Origin of the sequence: Coleofasciculus sp. (assembly GCF_046539235.1) — a bacterium.
Taxonomy (GTDB): domain Bacteria; phylum Cyanobacteriota; class Cyanobacteriia; order Cyanobacteriales; family Coleofasciculaceae; genus Coleofasciculus.
This window is the reverse complement of the sequence record NZ_JBKHHI010000105.1, coordinates 1-17154: the sequence shown is the minus strand read 5'-3', so window position 1 is coordinate 17154 and position 17154 is coordinate 1. Positions and strand designations below refer to the sequence as shown.

Below are 17154 nucleotides of genomic sequence, written 5' to 3'. Positions count from 1 at the left end.
AACAGGCAACAGGCAACAGGGGAATGTCCTAACGTATCCCGGTAGTGCTATATGTGGCTGTTTCCCATCCCTTATCCCGTTCAAATTCTTTAATTGAGAATGGCACTGTAGCCTATCCCACCAATAAAGACGCTCAAAACGCTAAACTATGAATTTGAGCATCTAGCCAAACCTTTGTTTAACCAGTAGAGATGGTATGGTCAAAGTGACAAAATTTCATAATCCTCTCCAGGAATCGAGGGAATGCTACGATTTGCGCTATTGATCACAGTTTCGCCTGCCCCAACTCGAACAGGTTTTGAATCCTATTCATTATCAGCATTCAAAATGCAAGTAAACCGTTCCCGTTCTCACCGATTAAATCCTTTTAAAGTATGACTATTCTTGATTCTAAAGTTCCAGTTTCTGTTCTAATTCCGGCCAAAAACGAAGAAGCTAACCTTCCGGCTTGTCTGGCTAGTGTGGCTAGAGCAGATGAAGTATTTGTCGTGGATTCCCAAAGTAGCGATCGCTCTATCGAAATTGCCGAAAAAACGGGTGCGAAAGTCGTGCAATTTTATTTCAATGGACATTGGCCCAAAAAGAAAAACTGGAGTTTGGAAAATCTGCCCTTTCGTAATGAATGGGTGCTGATTGTGGATTGCGATGAACGTATTCCCCCAGCGCTTTGGGAGGAAATTGCTACGGCGATTAAAAATCCCAACTATGAAGGGTACTATATCAATCGCCGCGTTTATTTCTTAGGCAAATGGATTCGCCACGGGGGAAAATATCCAGACTGGAATCTGCGCTTGTTTAAACATCAAAAAGGTCGCTATGAAAACCTGGGAACTGAAGGAATTCCCAATACAGGAGATAATGAAGTTCACGAACACGTTATCCTGCAAGGTTTAGTCGGTTATCTCAAAGCAGATATGGATCATATCGACTTCCGAGATATCTACCATTGGTTGGAACGACACAATCGCTATTCCAACTGGGAAGCCCGGGTCTACCTTAATATGCTCACGGGTCATGATGAATCAGGTACGATTGGTGCTAATTTATTTGGGGATGCGGTACAGCGTAAGCGTTTTTTGAGAAAGGTTTGGGTGTGGATGCCATTTAAACCCACCTTGCGGTTCATTATCTTTTACTTTATCCAATTCGGTTTTCTGGATGGTAAAGCAGGTTATATTTACGGACGCTTGTTGAGTCAATACGAATATCAAATTGGTGTCAAACTCTACGAATTACGAAAATTTGGCGGTCATCTCAATCCAGAGGTGGAAACATCAAACGTATCATCTGCGAAATCTCCGGCTACTTCTGTGGTTTCTCCAAATTCATAATCGGCTGTTACATTGTTCAAATTACTGATTAAGATTTGGTCAAAGGAAAGAGAAAAAAGGGAGTTTTATTGATTTGACAATGAAAAAAATAATAATTGATTAGTCAAGGCGCTTAAAAAATAGAATGGTATATAGCAATTCTCGATCATTCATGCATGGAACCCAATGCTAGTTTTTAATCATACAAAAAAACTCTTACCTCTTTGCTAAATTACCTGTGTCTACTATCGTGAATTCTACATCCCAAATAAAAATGCTATAAGTGAGCTGTCACGCCTTTCAATTGGGTAGTAGTAGCGAGCAAGATGCTGAGTAGCGAGCAAGATGCAAAGCCTGCGGCATGGCTTCGCTAAACGCACTACGTAAAAGGATTTCGCCATTATTGATATTAAGGTTTAAATGCCGAACAGCTTATCTATGAGCCGAGACTTAAACACCAACGTTCCAGATTTCACCGAACCTCCTGTTTTGGATGACACCCCGTTAGTTGATTTGCGAAATTATGACCAGTCCAATTTTGACCGGGGGCGTCCAAGCTGGTTCATTTTACTCTGGTGGTTGGTGCAAGCTATTGCTTTTCCAATAAGTCCACATAATTTTAATGGCTTTCGCCGCTTTATCCTGCGGCTATTTGGTGCCAAAATTGGTCAAGGGGTACTCATCCGTCCAACCGCTCGCTTTACCTATCCTTGGAAGGTAGAAATTGGGGACTATAGTTGGATTGGGGATGATGTGGTTTTGTACAGCTTAGAGCAGATTCACATTGGATGCCATTGTGTGATTTCTCAAAAAAGCTATCTTTGCACCGGAAGTCATGATATCCAAGATGCGGCTTTTAGCCTGAAAACGGCGGAAATTAGCGTTGGGAACGGAGTTTGGATTGCTACCGATTGCTTTATTGCTCCCGGTGTGCAAATTGGAGCGAATGCCGTTATTGGCACCCGCAGTAGTGTTTTTAGTAATATTCCAGCTCAACAGGTTTGTTGGGGGACACCAGCCCGTCCCCGTTATCTGCGGCAAATTCGGGAATTAAATCGATAGGCAAAATAAAAGTTAATAGTGGAGGAACTTATATCATGTCCGGTGGAATACTTACGAGACAAGGCTCCAAGGCAGAAGGCAGAGGGCAGAAGGGGAGGAAGAAGGTTGCAAAGCACACGGGAAGAATGGCTGTTTGGTCGGACATGATATTGGTGACTATTCCAACTCATCAGGATCAACCCCTAACTCCCGCAATCGTGGATTTTCAGGTGTTGATACTGTGCGACCCAAATCTTCCTCTTGTGTTCCCGGCGACAATAATTCCACCACTACATAAGGACTCACCTCTTCTTGCCAAACCACGTAACTTAAGCGTAAATCCTGCCCTTCGTATAACCGAGGGACACCCACCACTCCAAACCAATCTGGACGCTTGTACCACTGCGGATGAGTAACACTATAGTAGAGATTCAAATCACAAGCTGAAAAGACTAACTCTGGACTCCAATTCGTCGGTTGAAAGGTCAGAAACAGCAGTAGGGGTTGCAAAAAATGAAACTCGTCTGGCAATCCAGGTTCTTCCGGGTTATCGTAAGGTAGATCATACATCGTCGGTAGGGTTTGCCGAGGTGAAAGTGGTGGATCTGATTGAGTCGGAAGTTGAACCATGGTGATTGATCGTGATTGTCCGTTAGGGATTAGTTTTAGCGTAGCATCTAATAAGTTGTCGGGCAAAAAACTCCGGAATCTCTTTTATCTCTTGGCTTTTACCTTTTTCTCCACATCGGCATTTGTGTTCACTACTCAAATGGAAACGCTATACTATTTTTAATTTAATAAATAGTGCGAATACTTTAGACAACAGGCAACAATCAACAATGAACCATTAACAATCAACAAATAACAAATAACAATCCCCACCTACTTATTGAAGCAAACCATGCAAGTGCAACTCAGGCAAATAATTCTTCCCCCCGGTCAACAACTGATAATGACCGATGTCAGTTGGCAAATGTATGAACAACTGCTAGAGGAGTTCGGTGAACAAAGGGGTTCGCGGATTAACTACAGTCAAGGACTCTTAGAAATTATGGTACCTTTACCCGAACATGAAGATGATAAAGTAATGATTGCTGATTTTGTAAAGGTACTCCTAGAAGAACTCGATATAGAATTTAGAAGTTTGGGTTCAACAACCTTTAAAAGTGAAACCATGCAACAAGGGATAGAAGCGGATGATTGCTTCTATATTGAAAACGAAGCAGCCGTTCGTGGGAAAAAACGCATTGATTTAAGCGTAGATCCGCCGCCCGATTTAGCCCTGGAAATTGATCTTACCTCCCGCACTCGATTTAATAACTACGCAGCATTAGAAGTAGGGGAACTGTGGCGGTTTAACGGGACGAAATTAGAAATCAACGTGCTGCAAGAAGGTGAATACATCCAGGTGAGCGAAAGTCCTCATTTTCCCGGATTTTATTTGGGTGAAGCACTCCCCGACTATTTAGAACGGAGTAAAATTGAGGGGCGAAATCAAACGATGAAAGTTTTTCGGGCTTGGGTGAGACAGCGAAAAGAAAATTAAATTAAACAGAAAAATTAGATTATCTATCAGACCAACTTTCCTCAATCTTATTCAAAACACTATCCACATCTTCTCCACCTACATAATCTACAATACCTGTCCAAAACGTACCCGTTCCCACGGCTCCTGGCATCATATCTGAACCATCAAAACGCACAACTTTTGCATTAGATAAAATCTCAACTTGTCGTTTCGTTACCTCATCCGGATACGCCTCTAAACTCACCTGTTGATGCGGAGAGAGATAACCGCCAATACCTGCCAAGATTTCATGAGGCTTTGATGTGGCTAAATACTCCATTAACTTTCGCGCCTCTGGAGTATCATTAAACATGGCAACGATTTCACCAGAGACCAATACAGGAGCATCAATGTCTTGATTCATTGTGGGAAAGGGAAAAACATCAACATCTTTACCCATCACCACATTATCGGGGAAAAACGATGTAATAAAGCTACCCTGATGATGCATATAGCAACTGGGTGATTGTTCAAAAAGACCCTTCGGTGAGTCTCCAAATGGGGTACTTAGTACACCCGTTGTACCCCCAAGGACATATTTAGGGTTAAGGGCAATTGTGCCAAATTTTTCAAAAGCTGCCTCAACAGTAGGATGATTGAAGGGGATTTCATGAGTAATCCACTGATCATAAACCTCTGCCCCAGCCTGATGCAACATGATATCTTCTATCCAGTCTGTCCCCACCCAACCTGTAGCACTACCATTTTCCATACCGATGCACCAAGGAACACCGCCATCAGCTACAATTTTGTCTGACAATGCGATCATTTCATCCCATGTTGTCGGAACTTCATAGCCCTTGGCTTTAAAGGCGGTTGGGTTATACCAAACTAAGCTTTTAACAAATGCCCGATACCAGATACCATATATTTGCTCATCAACGCTAGCTAGATTCAACCAATCCTGAGCATAAGCATCAGATAGCTGCGTCATATCCATAAAGGAATCAATCGCCACCAGCTTTCCTTCGCGGGCAAAGTCAGCCATTAAGCCCGGTTGGGGAAACATGGCAATATCCGGCGCATTCCCTGAATCAACCCGCACGGGTAATAGAGTAGCAAACTCACTCGTGCCTTCGTAAATCACCTTAATTCCTGTTTCTTCAGTAAATGGTGCTAGGGCTTTTTTAAGTTCCTCCTCACCCTTGCCTGTAACGACTCCCATAATAGTCACGGTATTGCTTTGAGCAGACTCATTTTGAGCCGGACTACAAGCGGCTAAAAGTATTGGTAAGCTCAATAGTAAAGTCAGTGTTTGACCAACTTTTGCTCTCAACATTTCTATTTTCTACCAAAGGGTAATAAACTTAATCTAATCATGCATCCCACTGGTTTATTTTTAACAATTAGTATTCGTATTGATGCTGAAAAAATCAACATCAAGTTCTGGTGTCATAGCTTTTCCAAGATAACCTTGATTTTGGCGATCGGCAATAGCTGATGACTTATAAGTAGGTGGGGACAATTAAAGTTAACGGTGGGGAACTCGCTTTCGCGAGAAGCAAGCTACGTCATTCGTCATACTCGCTTCGCGAGAAGCAAGCTACGTCATTTGTTATTTGTAAGGGTTTAAGCCTTGTTAACATAACTTCATAAGGTTGAGTTTATTTCCACCAACCTACTTAAATTTTAAATAATGAATTATGAATTCCCGGTTTTCTGGTCTGTGTTCTCTGTTCCCTGCTACGGAGATAAACGTTGTATCATCCAGCTACCCTCTTCTGTACGTTGATAGAGCAACCGATCATGTAACCGACTGGGACGCCCCTGCCAAAACTCCATGGCGACAGGAATTAATCGAAATCCTCCCCAGTGAGGTGGGCGTGGTATGATTTTATTCTCATACTCTTTTTTAAGCTGTTGTAATCGTTGCTCAAGTACCTCGCGACTATCAATCACCTGACTTTGCTCAGATGCCCAAGCCCCCAGTTGAGAGGCTTGGGGACGGCTATGAAAATAAGCATCTGACTCCTCAGCCGACACCTGTTCAATCTGTCCCTCAATCCGCACTTGTCGTTCTAGCTGAGTCCACCAAAACGCGATCGCACCCCAAGGATTTGCCAATAACTGTTGTCCCTTGTGACTTTTGTAGTTGGTATAGAAGACAAACCCCCGCTCATCGTATCCTTTAAGCAGTACCATTCGCGCCGACGGTTTCCCATCGGGTGTTGCCGTCGCCAGAGTCATCGCATTGGGTTCTGGCAACTTCGCGGCTACTGCTTGGTCAAACCATAAGGTAAATTGCTCGAATGGATTGGGAGCAGCATCTGTTTTATTTAACCGTTGTAGGCTGTACTCTTGCCGCAAATCAGCGATGCTTTTACTCATTTTCTCAATTTTTGCTCCAGACAAAAGGTTTTGACGTCTCTTGCTAAAATTGTCAAGAAACTGTAAACTAGAGGATTAAACTAATGCGACAACTAAACTTTCTGCTCATATTTGCTGTGTGTTTAGCGTTGGTTTTGTTTAGCTTGCAAAACACGCAGCCCACGTCGATTCAAATTATTGAAGGCATTGATGTTGAGGCTCCTCTAGCCCTAGAACTGATTATAGCCATGGGACTCGGTTCTGTATTGGCATGGCTTTTTAGTGTTTGGGCGCAGCTACAGCGACAGGTAGAGTCTTGGAAAGCGGTTCGCCAGATTCGGGCGAAAGAGGAACGCATTGAAGAATTAGAACAAGACATGGAACGCTACAAGGCAGAAATTGAACAACAGCAGTTACCCGCACTATCAGCCTCTGAAGCGGTCACTGAAGGTACCATTGTTGAACAAGGGTGAATAGATTTTGGGGCAATGTGAGAGTGTTGAGTTATAGCGCTACGCGCTAGGCTTTCTTGCAATAGGCAATAGGCTTTCTTTGAAGAAAAAAGCTTACCTGACAAGGGATTGACCCTTCGACTTACCTCGACTTCGCTCGGTACAAGTCGCTCAGGGTCAAAGCGATTTTAATTTTTCTTTTATGTCCTAACTAGAGTGCGTAGTGCTATAACTCCCTCATCTCCCCCATCTCTCCTATCTTCCCCATCTCCCTTGTGTCTATCTGAAGATTGCTGATGAGACAAACGCCTGCTACCGAAGCGATCGCGCTATTAATTGACCTAGCCCAACGTGGAGAAATCGATCCCTGGGATGTTCAGGTGATTGAAGTGATTGATCGCTATCTCAGTAGTCTCCCTTGGGGGAATGATGCCCAAATCAGTCCCCATGACACCGATTTGTCCCAATCCGGACAAGCTTTTTTATGGGCGTCTATGCTTGTCTTACTCAAAGCAGACACGCTACAACGTTTAGAGGAACCCGAAGCACCGGAATTCAGCGATACCGAAGCGGAAATCGAACCCACGAATGAACCGCGCTTACCCTTGTATTTGGAACGCCATATCCGTCGTCGCACGGCTGCACCCCCGCCCAAAAAACGCCCCGTCACCCTAAACGAGTTGATCGAGCAATTGCAGCAAATGGCAGATCAACTCGAAGCCACCCCCACACCCATTCGCTCAACCCGCCGACAATCTATATCACGAGGACAAGCAGCACAAGCTATCACCCAGCTAGCTCACGATGAAAATCTAACCGACATTGCTAAACGCCTAGAACAGTTTATTTCCGGTCATTGGCATGAAATAGCTGCCGGAAAAGATTGGCTGAATCTAGAGCAATTGCTAGAGTGGTGGACGGTATCACCAACAGTATCGACGAATGACAATCGCCCAAGGGCTGTTGATACCACTAAAACCCTAGTCAGCGATCGAGTCGGTGTGTTTTGGGCGCTGCTCCTGTTATCGGCTCAGTCTAAGGTGGAATTATCCCAAGAGGAGTTCTACCAAGACTTAAAAATCCGGACGCTGGGGTAAATCAATCAGGGGTGTTATCTGGGATTCCGATTGGCAGCTTAATCGGCTGTTCAACACTTGACAGAATGCACCAATACCAGTCGAACAAACCGCATCTTGCCGTTTTGCCTCCTGGCTTCAGACAAGAGCATTCAGATACTCATGTATACGGTATGTAGCCTCCTACATACTTACCCAGGTCAGTGGTGCATAGTGATTGATTAGGTATCGGTAGTCACTCAAACTTTTGTGAACCTACCCCTTTGTCACCTGATCTCTGTCATTTTTCCCGGTATATAGGATGAGTCTTGACAACGGTTCGACGTCCTTAAGGGCAACCACTGAGCATCAGACTCAATTGACCAACTTGAACATTTGTGGCATAGCTTGAGGAAGATAATTTTATGAAAGCCATGATTCTGGCAGCCGGTAAGGGGACTCGGGTTCGCCCCATTACCTATACCATTCCCAAACCATTGATTCCCATCCTGCAAAAACCTGTGATGGAGTTTTTATTAGAACTTCTAAGGCAGCATGGTTTTGACCAAGTTGTGGTTAACGTCTCTCACTTAGCTCATGAAATTGAAGGCTACTTCCGGGACGGTCAACGATTTGGTGTCGAAATTACCTATTCATTTGAAGGTCGAATTATCGATGGTCAACTGGTAGGAGAAGCCTTGGGTTCTGCTGGTGGCATGCGTAAGATCCAAGACTTTTATCCCTTTTTTGACGACACATTTGTTGTCCTTTGCGGGGATGCTCTGATTGATCTCGATCTGTCTGCTGCTGTCAAATGGCATAAAGAAAAAGGTTCTGTGGCTACGATTGTGACCAAACCCGTGCCGCGAGAGCGAGTCTCTAGCTATGGTGTGGTGGTGACTGACGAAAGCGGTCGGATTAAAACTTTCCAGGAAAAACCCTCGGTAGAAGAAGCTCTCAGCACCAATATCAATACGGGCATTTATATTTTTGAACCCGAAGTCTTAGATTATATTCCATCTGGTCAGGAATATGACATCGGTGGCGATTTATTTCCCAAATTAGTGGAAATGGATGCGCCCTTTTATGCCGTATCGATGGATTTCCAGTGGGTGGACATTGGCAAAGTTCCTGACTATTGGCATGCGGTTAGGGGTGTTTTGACGGGAGACATCAAAAATGTCTCGATTCCCGGTAAACAAGTGGCTCCCGGGGTTTACACCGGATTAAATGTGGCGGTCAATTGGGATAAAGTGGATGTCAAAGGACCGGTTTACATTGGCGGTATGACCCATATTGAAGATGGTGCGAAAATTATTGGTCCATCGATGATTGGTCCGAATTGCTGGATCTGTAAAGGTGCAACGGTTGATAACAGCGTTATTTTTGAATATTCCCGCTTGGGTGCAGGCGTTCGCTTGGTCGATAAGCTGGTCTTTGGACGCTACTGCGTTGATAAGACGGGTGCAACAATTGACGTGCAAGCGGCTGCCCTCGATTGGCTGATTACGGATACCCGCCAGACACCTCCATCCCAAGATCCTGAAGAAAAGCAAGCGATTGATGAAATTCTTCTGAGTCAAAATGGTTAGTCCATAACCTCTGAGTTGCTCACCCAACCATCCCTGTTGCTGGTTGGGTGGGCAATTTAACAGACGTGACTAAGAAGACAGATAAGTATAACTACTCAGACTCTTCTGGTAGTTTTGCAGCAACCGTTGGGATTCTGCCAAGGTAATGCTATTGTCTCGTAGAGCTTGTTCGGTGCGACGACGAATGCTTTCAACTAAGTCCTCAGCGTCGTACTGAACATAACTCAATACTTCTGTTATGGTATCTCCCTTAACCAGATGCTCAATTTCATAGCCTCTGGGTGTGAGTCGAATATGGACAGTATTGGTGTTGCCAAATAGGTTGTGTAAATTGCCCATAATTTCTTGGTAAGCTCCGACTAAAAACAAGCCGAGGTAATAGGGTTCTCTGGTTTGAGGATGAGAGGTTTTTCCTGATTCCTCTAGAACAGTCGATTGAGTTACCTTATCCGTAAACTCCCCGCCGCTACCATGATTTTCCTGTACTTTCGCTTTTCTTAACGGATGCAGTTCCAGCACGGATTTAACATCCCGCAGGTCAATAAACTGGTTAATTTTGCCGTCACTGTCACAGGTCAAATCGGCTAAGATACCCCGACGGGTGGGTTCCTCATTCAGCCGATGGATGGGCATAATCGGAAAGAGTTGGTTCATTGCCCAGGAATCGGGAACTGATTGAAAGACCGATAAGTTGACGTAATAAATTGACGCCATTGTTTTTTCTAAGTCTTCGAGATCGTCAGGTACATAGTCCTGAGTCCTAACAATGTTGAGAATTTTCTCACAGCACGCCCAGTACAATTGTTCGGCTCTAGCCCGTTGAGTCAGGCTGAGATAACCGAGATTGAAGAGGCTTTTGGCTTCTTCATTAAATTGAATAGCGTCGTGGTAAGCTTCTTGGTAATTTTCGACAGTGATATTTCCGTAAGTTTCCCAGAGGTTACGGATAATCAGATGTTCGTTCTGGTGAGCAGGTGCAGGTTCTCCAGAGAGAACATCGCTGGTATTGAGGACATCAAAGATGAGTACGGATTGATGAGAGGCGATCGCACGACCACTTTCACTAATTAACACCGGGGCGGGAATCTGGCGGGCTTCACAGGCTTCCTTCACCTCGGCAACGATATCGTTGGCATAATTTTGCATGTTGTAATTTTTCGAGGCGTGGAAGTTGGTTTTAGAGCCGTCATAATCAATGGCTAAGCCACCTCCCACATCCAGATAGTTCATATTAGCGCCCAAGGCACGCAACTCGACATAGATTTGACTAGCTTCTCGAATCGCATCTTTAATCACGCTAATCGCAGAGGTTTGAGAGCCAATATGAAAGTGCAATAACTGCAAGGCGTTGAGCAATCCAGCATCCCGGAGTTGGTTGACACCCGAAAGGATCTCCGGAAGCGTCAGACCAAACTTAGCGCGATCGCCTGTGGATTCTCCCCAACGCCCACTCCCTTTTGTACTCAGTTTGGCTCGTACACCGATTATCGGCTCAATACCGAGTTTTGCCGAAATGTCAATCACAAGCTGGACTTCTTCGAGTTGCTCAATCACAATAATCGGTTTTTGTCCCAACCGCATTGATAGCAGCGCCGTTTCGATATATTCTCGGTCTTTGTGACCATTACAGATAAGCAGAGCGCCATCAGTTTTTAAGGTGGCTAGTGCAATCATCAGTTCCGGTTTAGACCCCGCTTCTAAGCCAAACTGATAAGGGTGTCCAACCTGCACCAACTCTTCGACCAGATGTCGGTGCTGATTACACTTGACCGGATAAACCCCCTGGTAACGACCTGGGTAATTATAGCGAGCGATCGCCTTGGCAAAACAAGCATTTAAGCGCTCAATGCGATCAGCGAGGATATCGGAAAAGCGAATTAATAACGGGAGTTCCAGATTACGTCCTTTGAGCGCTTCGACTAATTCAAACAAATCCAGGGAACCGCCGCGATCGCCTTTGGGGGAAACCGTCACATGACCGACGGCGTTAATCGAAAAGTAGGGTTCTCCCCATCCCTGAATCCGATAAAGTTTCTCACTCTCCTCAATCGTCCAAGTTGGGCGTGATGATCTGCCCTGAGGTAGGCGAGTGTGAGCTGGAATATCCGGGTGATGCGGTTGCTGCTTTTGCTCGCGAATGCTAATTGTAGATGTTAGCTCTCCTGTCATATCTGTTCGATCACCCTTAAAACTATGCCTTGCGATTGTTAATGCTAGCGCATCTCGGTAATGGCATTGAGAGGATTTTTGTCATGTTGTCCAAGAAACCATGTTAAAATTCCTTCAGCAATAGTGGTTTCTCTACTCTCAAGGCGCAAAGCGTCGCGTTTTCAAGTTGATCCTGACTGTAAAGGGCGTCAATGCTCAATTCATCTGACCATTCTTCCGAACAGCACAATTACCCACAGGTATTACAGCAGCTCGTTAACAGGTATCCCTTTGTCTTTTGGGGAACAATCTGGGGCTTTCTCGTCTTGATTAGCACTGTGGCAGCAGTTGGTTTACTCGATCCTGGGCGGATTGAGTCAGATAAATCTGTGCCGAAACCCTTGGTGTCAACGATTTTGGAATCAACCGCAAGACAGACACCCTTATCGAACTCTCCGATAACCTCCTCGCCAGAAAACTCTTCACCAAAAGAAGGTTTACCCCTTTCTTTATTTTTGGGTCTAGCCTTTGGTTGTGCTGCCGGTTCTTGGTTAGTCACTCAGGCGTTTAGGCAATCTACTCAACCTCGTCAAGTTATCAAACCGTCTAAGTCAAGTCGGCGCAAAAAACGGCGACGCCCCGTAAATCACCGTCAAGTTTCCCAATCCCCGCAATCGCTGGCTAAGACACAAGCAATCCAGACGCTGGACTCTTCCCAGACAGTTGCCTATGATCCGGAAACTGAAGTAACCGTCGTACCTGATCAAGAAAAAAATCCGTTGGATAAGGATAAGGATGAGCAGAGTCTTGCCGAAATGCTGGACTTACGCAAACGTGAGTCTCTGGCGTCGATTATGCGGAGAAGGTTGTCTACAGGGCGAGACATTTCTCTGAGTCAAACATCAAGTTATTTAAATAACAAGTGACATCCTCCCACACCAAATCAAAGATTATGGTGCGTTGCTCCCCTAAATCACTCTAGGGGTTTCCTGGTTGCTCCCCTTCGGCTCCATCCCAGCACCAAGCGGAGTACCGCTATGGTGTGGGGCTTCATGCGTTGAAAGCTAAACTCCAATCGGGTCGTAAGTTTTTTGCTTGGCGCAGATAAGGGTGATAAATCTCGGTTTGGCTCACTGGGGTATTAATATGGATGAGGCATCGGATGCAGCGTTCCAGGCTTCCTTCCACATGCATTTGCTGGAGATCGAGTAATGCTACATTTTCCCAATGAGGACGTTCGCGTGCGATCGCGGCGGGAAAGATGGCATCCAAATCTCGTGTCGTTGTAAAGATTACACTGATCATTTCCTCGTGGTCGATCTGATTATGGGTTTCTATCTCATCTAAAAGTTCTGTTACAGCCTCTCGAATTGCTGCAACCGTATTTTCTGACACCGTTGTTGCCCCACGAATCGCTCGAACACGCCACTCCACTGTTGATATCCTCCTAAAAAGTTTTGAGTTTTGACCCAACGCGCTTGCTCAAGGGAATCTAGTTTGTCGGGGCGGGTTTAGGGATTTTCGCGCCAGCTATTGATGGTAACCTTTGTACAAAACCCGCCCTGGCTAGGTTTTGAGCTTTGACCCTTCACAACCTTCGAGGGCATGGTGCGTGAGTTAACTTCTTTTGTTTCCCCTGCACCCCGGCTCTCCTGCTCCCCTGTTCCTGGAGCAAACCCCTAAGGTCGATAGAGCCAAAGCGGTTGACCACTGGTCGATAGTTCAAATTCTAACCAATTTATCCTTGCCGATAAACCAGAGTTCATCCGACCCGTATTGCCAGGAATCAAACGACTTAAGAGGCGCTTAGGTTCCTCAATCGTCTCACATTTTGTTTTCTCTGGGTCAAGACCCACCAGTTCGGCTGCCCAGCGACGGGCATCTTCCTCAGTTCCGAGGCGATCAACCACCCCTAAATCCAAGGCTTGCTGACCCGTAAAAATTCGACCATCAGCAAAGCTTCTCACCGTTTCCATCGCCAGGTTTCGTGCTTCAGCAACGGTTTGCACGAACTGCTGATAACTCGTATCAATCATCTCTTGCAGAATCGTCTTTTCGGGTTCAGTGAGTTCGCGGTCAAACCCGAGAATATCTTTGTAGGGACCCGATTTAACAACTTTGAAGGAAACCCCAATCTTATCCAAGAGGCGTTCTAGATTATTACCGCGCAGGATAACGCCAATGCTTCCTGTAATCGTACCGGGGTTGGTCACAATATGTTCCGCTCCCATACCCACGTAGACTCCCCCAGAGGCGGAGATATTCCCAAAACTGGCAATAATTTTCACCTTCTCCCGCAGGCGCATCAAGGCGCTGTAGATTTCCTGGGAGTCACCAACAGTGCCGCCAGGACTGTCAATTCGCAGCAGTAAGGCAGGAAATTTCTTTTCTTCCACAGTTTTGAGCGCGTCTAGTACCCGTTGACGAGTATTACCAGCAATCAAACCCGTGATTTCGATGCGAGCAATTTGTTTACGCGATTTAGGCTTAAAGGGCCAGGGCATATCGTTTCAAAAATGAGGGATGTAGACACGAAGCGGTGTCCCGCCACGTTAAATACAACATTAGCTAGGGGTAGAACCGCTATATTACTTTACCAGTTTGCACGATCTCAGGCTTTTTGTCCGAATCGTGTTTTCAGCACAGACCTGTCGAATGACGAAGGACGAAGCACAAAGGACAATAACCCATGACATTTTTGGATCGTGTGCTTAACATAAATTAAAAATTTAGTACAATCTATGTAAAGAATCATAAAAAAATATATCGGGTTGATCCCCAGCGTTGATAATAAACAAGATCTCATGCAGCTCAAAATAACCAACCAATCCCCTTTTGCCCCCTTACTCTTGATTGCACCATTTTTCCTGTGGGGGACGGCGATGGTCGCGATGAAAGGCGTCATTCCCGATACAACTCCTCTATTTATGGCAGGAGTGCGTTTAGTCCCTGCTGGAGTGCTTATCCTAATTGCCGCGTCGATGATGGGGCGTCCCCAACCCAAAGGGTGGGCAGCTTGGTTATGGATTAGCCTGTTTGCGCTAATAGACGGTGCTTTATTTCAAGGATTTTTAGCCGAGGGCTTAGTGCGAACCGGGGCTGGCTTGGGTTCGGTGATGATTGATTCTCAGCCTTTAGCTGTAGCCTTACTATCAGGTTGGCTTTTTGGTGAAATTATTGGTCTGTGGGGTGGCATAGGACTGGCAATTGGTATTGTGGGCATCAGTTTGATTGGGTTGCCCGATGCCTGGATTGTCAGCCTGCTCCATGGCAATGTGGCAACGGTGGAATTGAGTTGGCAGCATCTGTTTCAAAATGGGGAATGGCTGATGTTACTGGCGTCCCTGTCGATGGCTGTGGGAACGGTACTCATTGGCTTTATCTGTCGATATGCCGATCCGGTTGTGGCGACAGGTTGGCATCTGATTTTAGGCGGATTACCCTTGTTTGCGCTGTCGGGTATGTGGGAATCTCAACAGTGGGTGAACATTGACTTAAGTGGTTGGATGGCACTGGCTTACTCAACAATATTTGGTAGTGCGATCGCCTACGGGTTATTCTTCTACTTTGCCTCTAAGGGGAATCTCACCAGTCTCAGTGCATTGACGTTTCTGACTCCTGTGTTTGCTCTGCTATTTGGCAATCTGTTTTTAGGGGAAGTCTTGAGTTCCCTGCAATGGGTAGGCGTCAGTTTGACGTTAGTGAGTATCTATTTAATTAATCAGCGTCAGGAAATTGCTCAGAGATTAACATCATTCCGCCAAGCCTGGACTACTGTCAATCAAACGGTTACCGCCGAACCCTTAACCCCTCGCGATCGCATCATCCGCAGTTTGAAGGCGATGGGGTTAATTGCTTTACCGATCAAACTCCAAGACTCTGAAGTCGAAGGATTGCCCCGTTAACCAATTGCAGTGGCTGGAAATGTTTTCGGTTAATACACGAAGAGGTTCCAAGGTAGGGGCGGGTTTGACCTATAACGTTGTCAAGATAACTTATCACTTCACTCGCGCCCACCCTGGGATGATGGGGAAATAAATAATTTTATGAATTTTCTGTCGTCTGAGATACACTTTACTGAAAAATTTGTTTTCCTCGAGCCTTTTGCGATCGCCTATATTTGATAAAGTGGGAGGAACAGGTGAGTAACTGTAATCAAATATCAATTAGATCGCTGTTTTAATTCAGGAGTAAGTATATTAAGTTATCTTGGAGTGAGACTGATAAGAGGCTGCCCCAACATGGCAAACCCTTCAAGTTCCTAATTTCCCTATGACTTGCCATCGCTCCCCCGTACTTCTAGCTGCCTACATGACCTGCCTGGGCGGGTTTATGGGCATTGGTTCTTTTGTGGGATTAAATCCTGCGATCGCCCATTCATCGGTTAACCTATCCCAACCCCTACTCCTCGCCCAATCCCCAAGTCCTAAAGGCATTGAGGAATTACCCCTGCAAGTGGGGAGTCGAGGCGAAACGGTGCAAGCCTTACAGACTCGGCTGAAAAAGCTAGGCTACTATGAGGGCGATACTGATGGCGTCTATGGAGACACCACCAGGCTAGCCGTTATTGAATTTCAAGAGTCAATCGATCTTGACGCAGATGGTGTTGTTGGTTTAACAACATGGACGAAGCTGCAAGCCGCAGCGGCGGCGGAAGTTCCTGAACCTGATAATTCTCCCGCGGAAGCAGAAAACGCTGAGGAGGACAACCAAAACGCTGAAAAAGCTCAATCCAATAGCCAGCGCAAGCAACTCTTGTGGATACTCGCAGGTTTGTCTGGAACCTTAGTCGTATTTGGTGGAGGCTTATTCTTTTTAATCAAGGTATTGGATAGTCCCAAAAAAGGGCAAGCCTCTGCCACAGCCCAGGATTCTGGGCCCTCTTCCCCTCCAGAGGCACCGGAACCGCCCATGGTAATGTCGAGTAACAATAGGCTAGACTCATCACCCGCCGAATCGCTTGACACCCCAATTCCTCCCTCTGAATCCTACACCAACGGGTACAATCCTTCAGCGTTGAGTGTTACTGATTCCCCCTCGATTAAACCGCCATCCCATGTTGAACCCTCAACTAACGCATCACTGGCTAAACCCAAGCATCGGCTGGCTAAGAAAAATGGAGTGAATCAATTAATTAAAGACTTACAAGACTCTAATCCAACCAAACGACGCAAAGCGATTTGGGAACTAGCACAACGGGGAGATTCTAGGGCGGTGCAACCATTGGTGAATCTAATGCTAGAGTCTGATTCTCAACAGCGCAGCTTAATTATAGAGGCGCTATCCCAAATTGGCATGAAGACACTCAAACCGATGAATCGGGCGTTAGCGCTTTCCCTACAGGATGATAATCCCCAGGTGCGTAAAAACGCGATCCGAGATTTGACCTTGATGTATGAATTAGTGGCACAAATGAGTCAGTTATTATCCTATGCCTTAGATGATCCGGAGGCTGATGTTCAGGAAACAGCGCGTTGGGCATTGAGTCAGCTAGAACGAATTCGCACACCTGCCACAGTAAATAGTTTACCTCCTTCCCCTAGTCCCCTCAGTTTTTCCGAAAATCAGCTTCAAGAACCACCCAGGTTTGAATAGGATTTTCGAGGAGATCACCCCATGCAAGAGGAGGCGATTGAAATCGCTGCTACACAAATGTATGCGAAGCCTTCCCGAAGGGTAGTC

At 45.7% G+C, this 17154-nt stretch carries 14 protein-coding genes and 1 pseudogene; 9 read left to right on the top strand and 6 right to left on the bottom strand.

The window, feature by feature from the left end:
• Positions 1-374: 374 nt before the first annotated feature.
• Together ACLFWI_RS11880 and hpsU are read left to right on the top strand one after the other, a co-directional pair.
• Positions 375-1331: a glycosyltransferase family 2 protein gene (locus ACLFWI_RS11880; protein ID WP_446413115.1), complete on the top strand. Its 957-nt coding sequence runs from the start codon at positions 375-377 to the stop codon at positions 1329-1331.
• Between the two features lie 417 nt (positions 1332-1748).
• Positions 1749-2372 carry a hormogonium polysaccharide biosynthesis acetyltransferase HpsU gene (gene hpsU, locus ACLFWI_RS11875; protein WP_446406754.1) on the top strand — a complete coding sequence of 208 codons (624 nt, stop codon included), beginning with the start codon at positions 1749-1751 and terminating at the stop codon, positions 2370-2372.
• Positions 2373-2570: 198 nt separating this feature from the next.
• On the opposite strand, the pseudogene ACLFWI_RS11870 reads toward hpsU, so the two are convergent.
• Positions 2571-2981: pseudogene (locus ACLFWI_RS11870) on the bottom strand (Uma2 family endonuclease); the annotation flags it as partial.
• A 271-nt stretch (positions 2982-3252) separates the two neighbouring features.
• Between ACLFWI_RS11870 and ACLFWI_RS11865 the strand changes: the two are divergent.
• Positions 3253-3897: a Uma2 family endonuclease gene (locus ACLFWI_RS11865; RefSeq protein ID WP_446413114.1), complete on the top strand. Its 645-nt coding sequence runs from the start codon at positions 3253-3255 to the stop codon at positions 3895-3897.
• Between the two features lie 19 nt (positions 3898-3916).
• Here the strand turns inward: ACLFWI_RS11865 and ACLFWI_RS11860 are convergent, their stop codons facing one another.
• Both ACLFWI_RS11860 and pdxH read right to left on the bottom strand, forming a co-directional pair.
• Complete coding sequence (locus ACLFWI_RS11860) at positions 3917-5197, bottom strand: ABC transporter substrate-binding protein (RefSeq protein ID WP_446413113.1); 1281 nt, start codon at positions 5195-5197, stop codon at positions 3917-3919.
• A 404-nt stretch (positions 5198-5601) separates the two neighbouring features.
• On the bottom strand, positions 5602-6246 hold the full coding sequence (pdxH, locus tag ACLFWI_RS11855) for a pyridoxamine 5'-phosphate oxidase (protein WP_446413112.1): 645 nt from the start codon (positions 6244-6246) through the stop codon (positions 5602-5604).
• An 83-nt stretch (positions 6247-6329) separates the two neighbouring features.
• Between pdxH and ACLFWI_RS11850 the strand changes: the two genes are divergently transcribed.
• The 3 genes from ACLFWI_RS11850 (at position 6330) to ACLFWI_RS11840 (ending at position 9324) form a co-directional block, all read left to right on the top strand.
• Entirely contained in the window at positions 6330-6698 is a 369-nt protein-coding gene (locus ACLFWI_RS11850) for a lipopolysaccharide assembly protein LapA domain-containing protein (RefSeq protein ID WP_446413111.1), read from the top strand.
• Between the two features lie 275 nt (positions 6699-6973).
• Positions 6974-7774 (top strand): segregation/condensation protein A, encoded by an 801-nt coding sequence (locus ACLFWI_RS11845; RefSeq protein ID WP_446413110.1) that lies wholly within the window; start codon positions 6974-6976, stop codon positions 7772-7774.
• 383 nt (positions 7775-8157) lie between these two features.
• Positions 8158-9324, top strand: coding sequence for a sugar phosphate nucleotidyltransferase (locus ACLFWI_RS11840; RefSeq protein ID WP_446413109.1), 1167 nt, complete (start codon positions 8158-8160; stop codon positions 9322-9324).
• Between the two features lie 69 nt (positions 9325-9393).
• Here the strand turns inward: ACLFWI_RS11840 and speA are convergent, their stop codons facing one another.
• Entirely contained in the window at positions 9394-11493 is a 2100-nt protein-coding gene (gene speA, locus ACLFWI_RS11835; RefSeq protein ID WP_446413108.1) for a biosynthetic arginine decarboxylase, read from the bottom strand.
• Positions 11494-11684: 191 nt separating this feature from the next.
• On the opposite strand from speA, the gene ACLFWI_RS11830 reads away from it, so the two are divergent.
• Complete coding sequence (locus ACLFWI_RS11830) at positions 11685-12398, top strand: hypothetical protein (protein WP_446413107.1); 714 nt, start codon at positions 11685-11687, stop codon at positions 12396-12398.
• Between the two features lie 124 nt (positions 12399-12522).
• Here the strand turns inward: ACLFWI_RS11830 and aroH are convergent, their stop codons facing one another.
• Positions 12523-12906: a chorismate mutase gene (gene aroH / locus ACLFWI_RS11825; protein ID WP_446413106.1), complete on the bottom strand. Its 384-nt coding sequence runs from the start codon at positions 12904-12906 to the stop codon at positions 12523-12525.
• Positions 12907-13151: 245 nt separating this feature from the next.
• Positions 13152-13976, bottom strand: coding sequence for a signal peptide peptidase SppA (sppA, locus tag ACLFWI_RS11820; RefSeq protein ID WP_446413105.1), 825 nt, complete (start codon positions 13974-13976; stop codon positions 13152-13154).
• Positions 13977-14276: 300 nt separating this feature from the next.
• On the opposite strand from sppA, the gene ACLFWI_RS11815 reads away from it, so the two are divergent.
• Entirely contained in the window at positions 14277-15377 is a 1101-nt protein-coding gene (locus tag ACLFWI_RS11815) for a DMT family transporter (RefSeq protein ID WP_446406765.1), read from the top strand.
• A gap of 367 nt (positions 15378-15744) precedes the next feature.
• The gene (locus ACLFWI_RS11810) at positions 15745-17067 is read left to right on the top strand and encodes a peptidoglycan-binding protein (protein WP_446413104.1); all 1323 of its coding nucleotides are present in this window, start codon (positions 15745-15747) and stop codon (positions 17065-17067) included.
• The last annotated feature ends 87 nt before the right edge of the window (positions 17068-17154 follow it).

What these genes read in the sequence shown, in the direction of transcription:
- sppA (WP_446413105.1), bottom strand. Translation starts at nt 13,976, where the DNA reads ATGCCCTGGCCCTTTAAGCCTAAATCGCGTAAACAAATTGCTCGCATC.
- hpsU (WP_446406754.1), top strand. Translation starts at nt 1,749, where the DNA reads ATGAGCCGAGACTTAAACACCAACGTTCCAGATTTCACCGAACCTCCT.
- pdxH (WP_446413112.1), bottom strand. Translation starts at nt 6,246, where the DNA reads ATGAGTAAAAGCATCGCTGATTTGCGGCAAGAGTACAGCCTACAACGG.
- ACLFWI_RS11845 (WP_446413110.1), top strand. Translation starts at nt 6,974, where the DNA reads ATGAGACAAACGCCTGCTACCGAAGCGATCGCGCTATTAATTGACCTA.
- ACLFWI_RS11830 (WP_446413107.1), top strand. Translation starts at nt 11,685, where the DNA reads ATGCTCAATTCATCTGACCATTCTTCCGAACAGCACAATTACCCACAG.
- ACLFWI_RS11865 (WP_446413114.1), top strand. Translation starts at nt 3,253, where the DNA reads ATGCAAGTGCAACTCAGGCAAATAATTCTTCCCCCCGGTCAACAACTG.
- ACLFWI_RS11840 (WP_446413109.1), top strand. Translation starts at nt 8,158, where the DNA reads ATGAAAGCCATGATTCTGGCAGCCGGTAAGGGGACTCGGGTTCGCCCC.
- ACLFWI_RS11860 (WP_446413113.1), bottom strand. Translation starts at nt 5,197, where the DNA reads ATGTTGAGAGCAAAAGTTGGTCAAACACTGACTTTACTATTGAGCTTA.
- ACLFWI_RS11815 (WP_446406765.1), top strand. Translation starts at nt 14,277, where the DNA reads ATGCAGCTCAAAATAACCAACCAATCCCCTTTTGCCCCCTTACTCTTG.
- ACLFWI_RS11850 (WP_446413111.1), top strand. Translation starts at nt 6,330, where the DNA reads ATGCGACAACTAAACTTTCTGCTCATATTTGCTGTGTGTTTAGCGTTG.
- speA (WP_446413108.1), bottom strand. Translation starts at nt 11,493, where the DNA reads ATGACAGGAGAGCTAACATCTACAATTAGCATTCGCGAGCAAAAGCAG.
- ACLFWI_RS11880 (WP_446413115.1), top strand. Translation starts at nt 375, where the DNA reads ATGACTATTCTTGATTCTAAAGTTCCAGTTTCTGTTCTAATTCCGGCC.
- ACLFWI_RS11810 (WP_446413104.1), top strand. Translation starts at nt 15,745, where the DNA reads ATGACTTGCCATCGCTCCCCCGTACTTCTAGCTGCCTACATGACCTGC.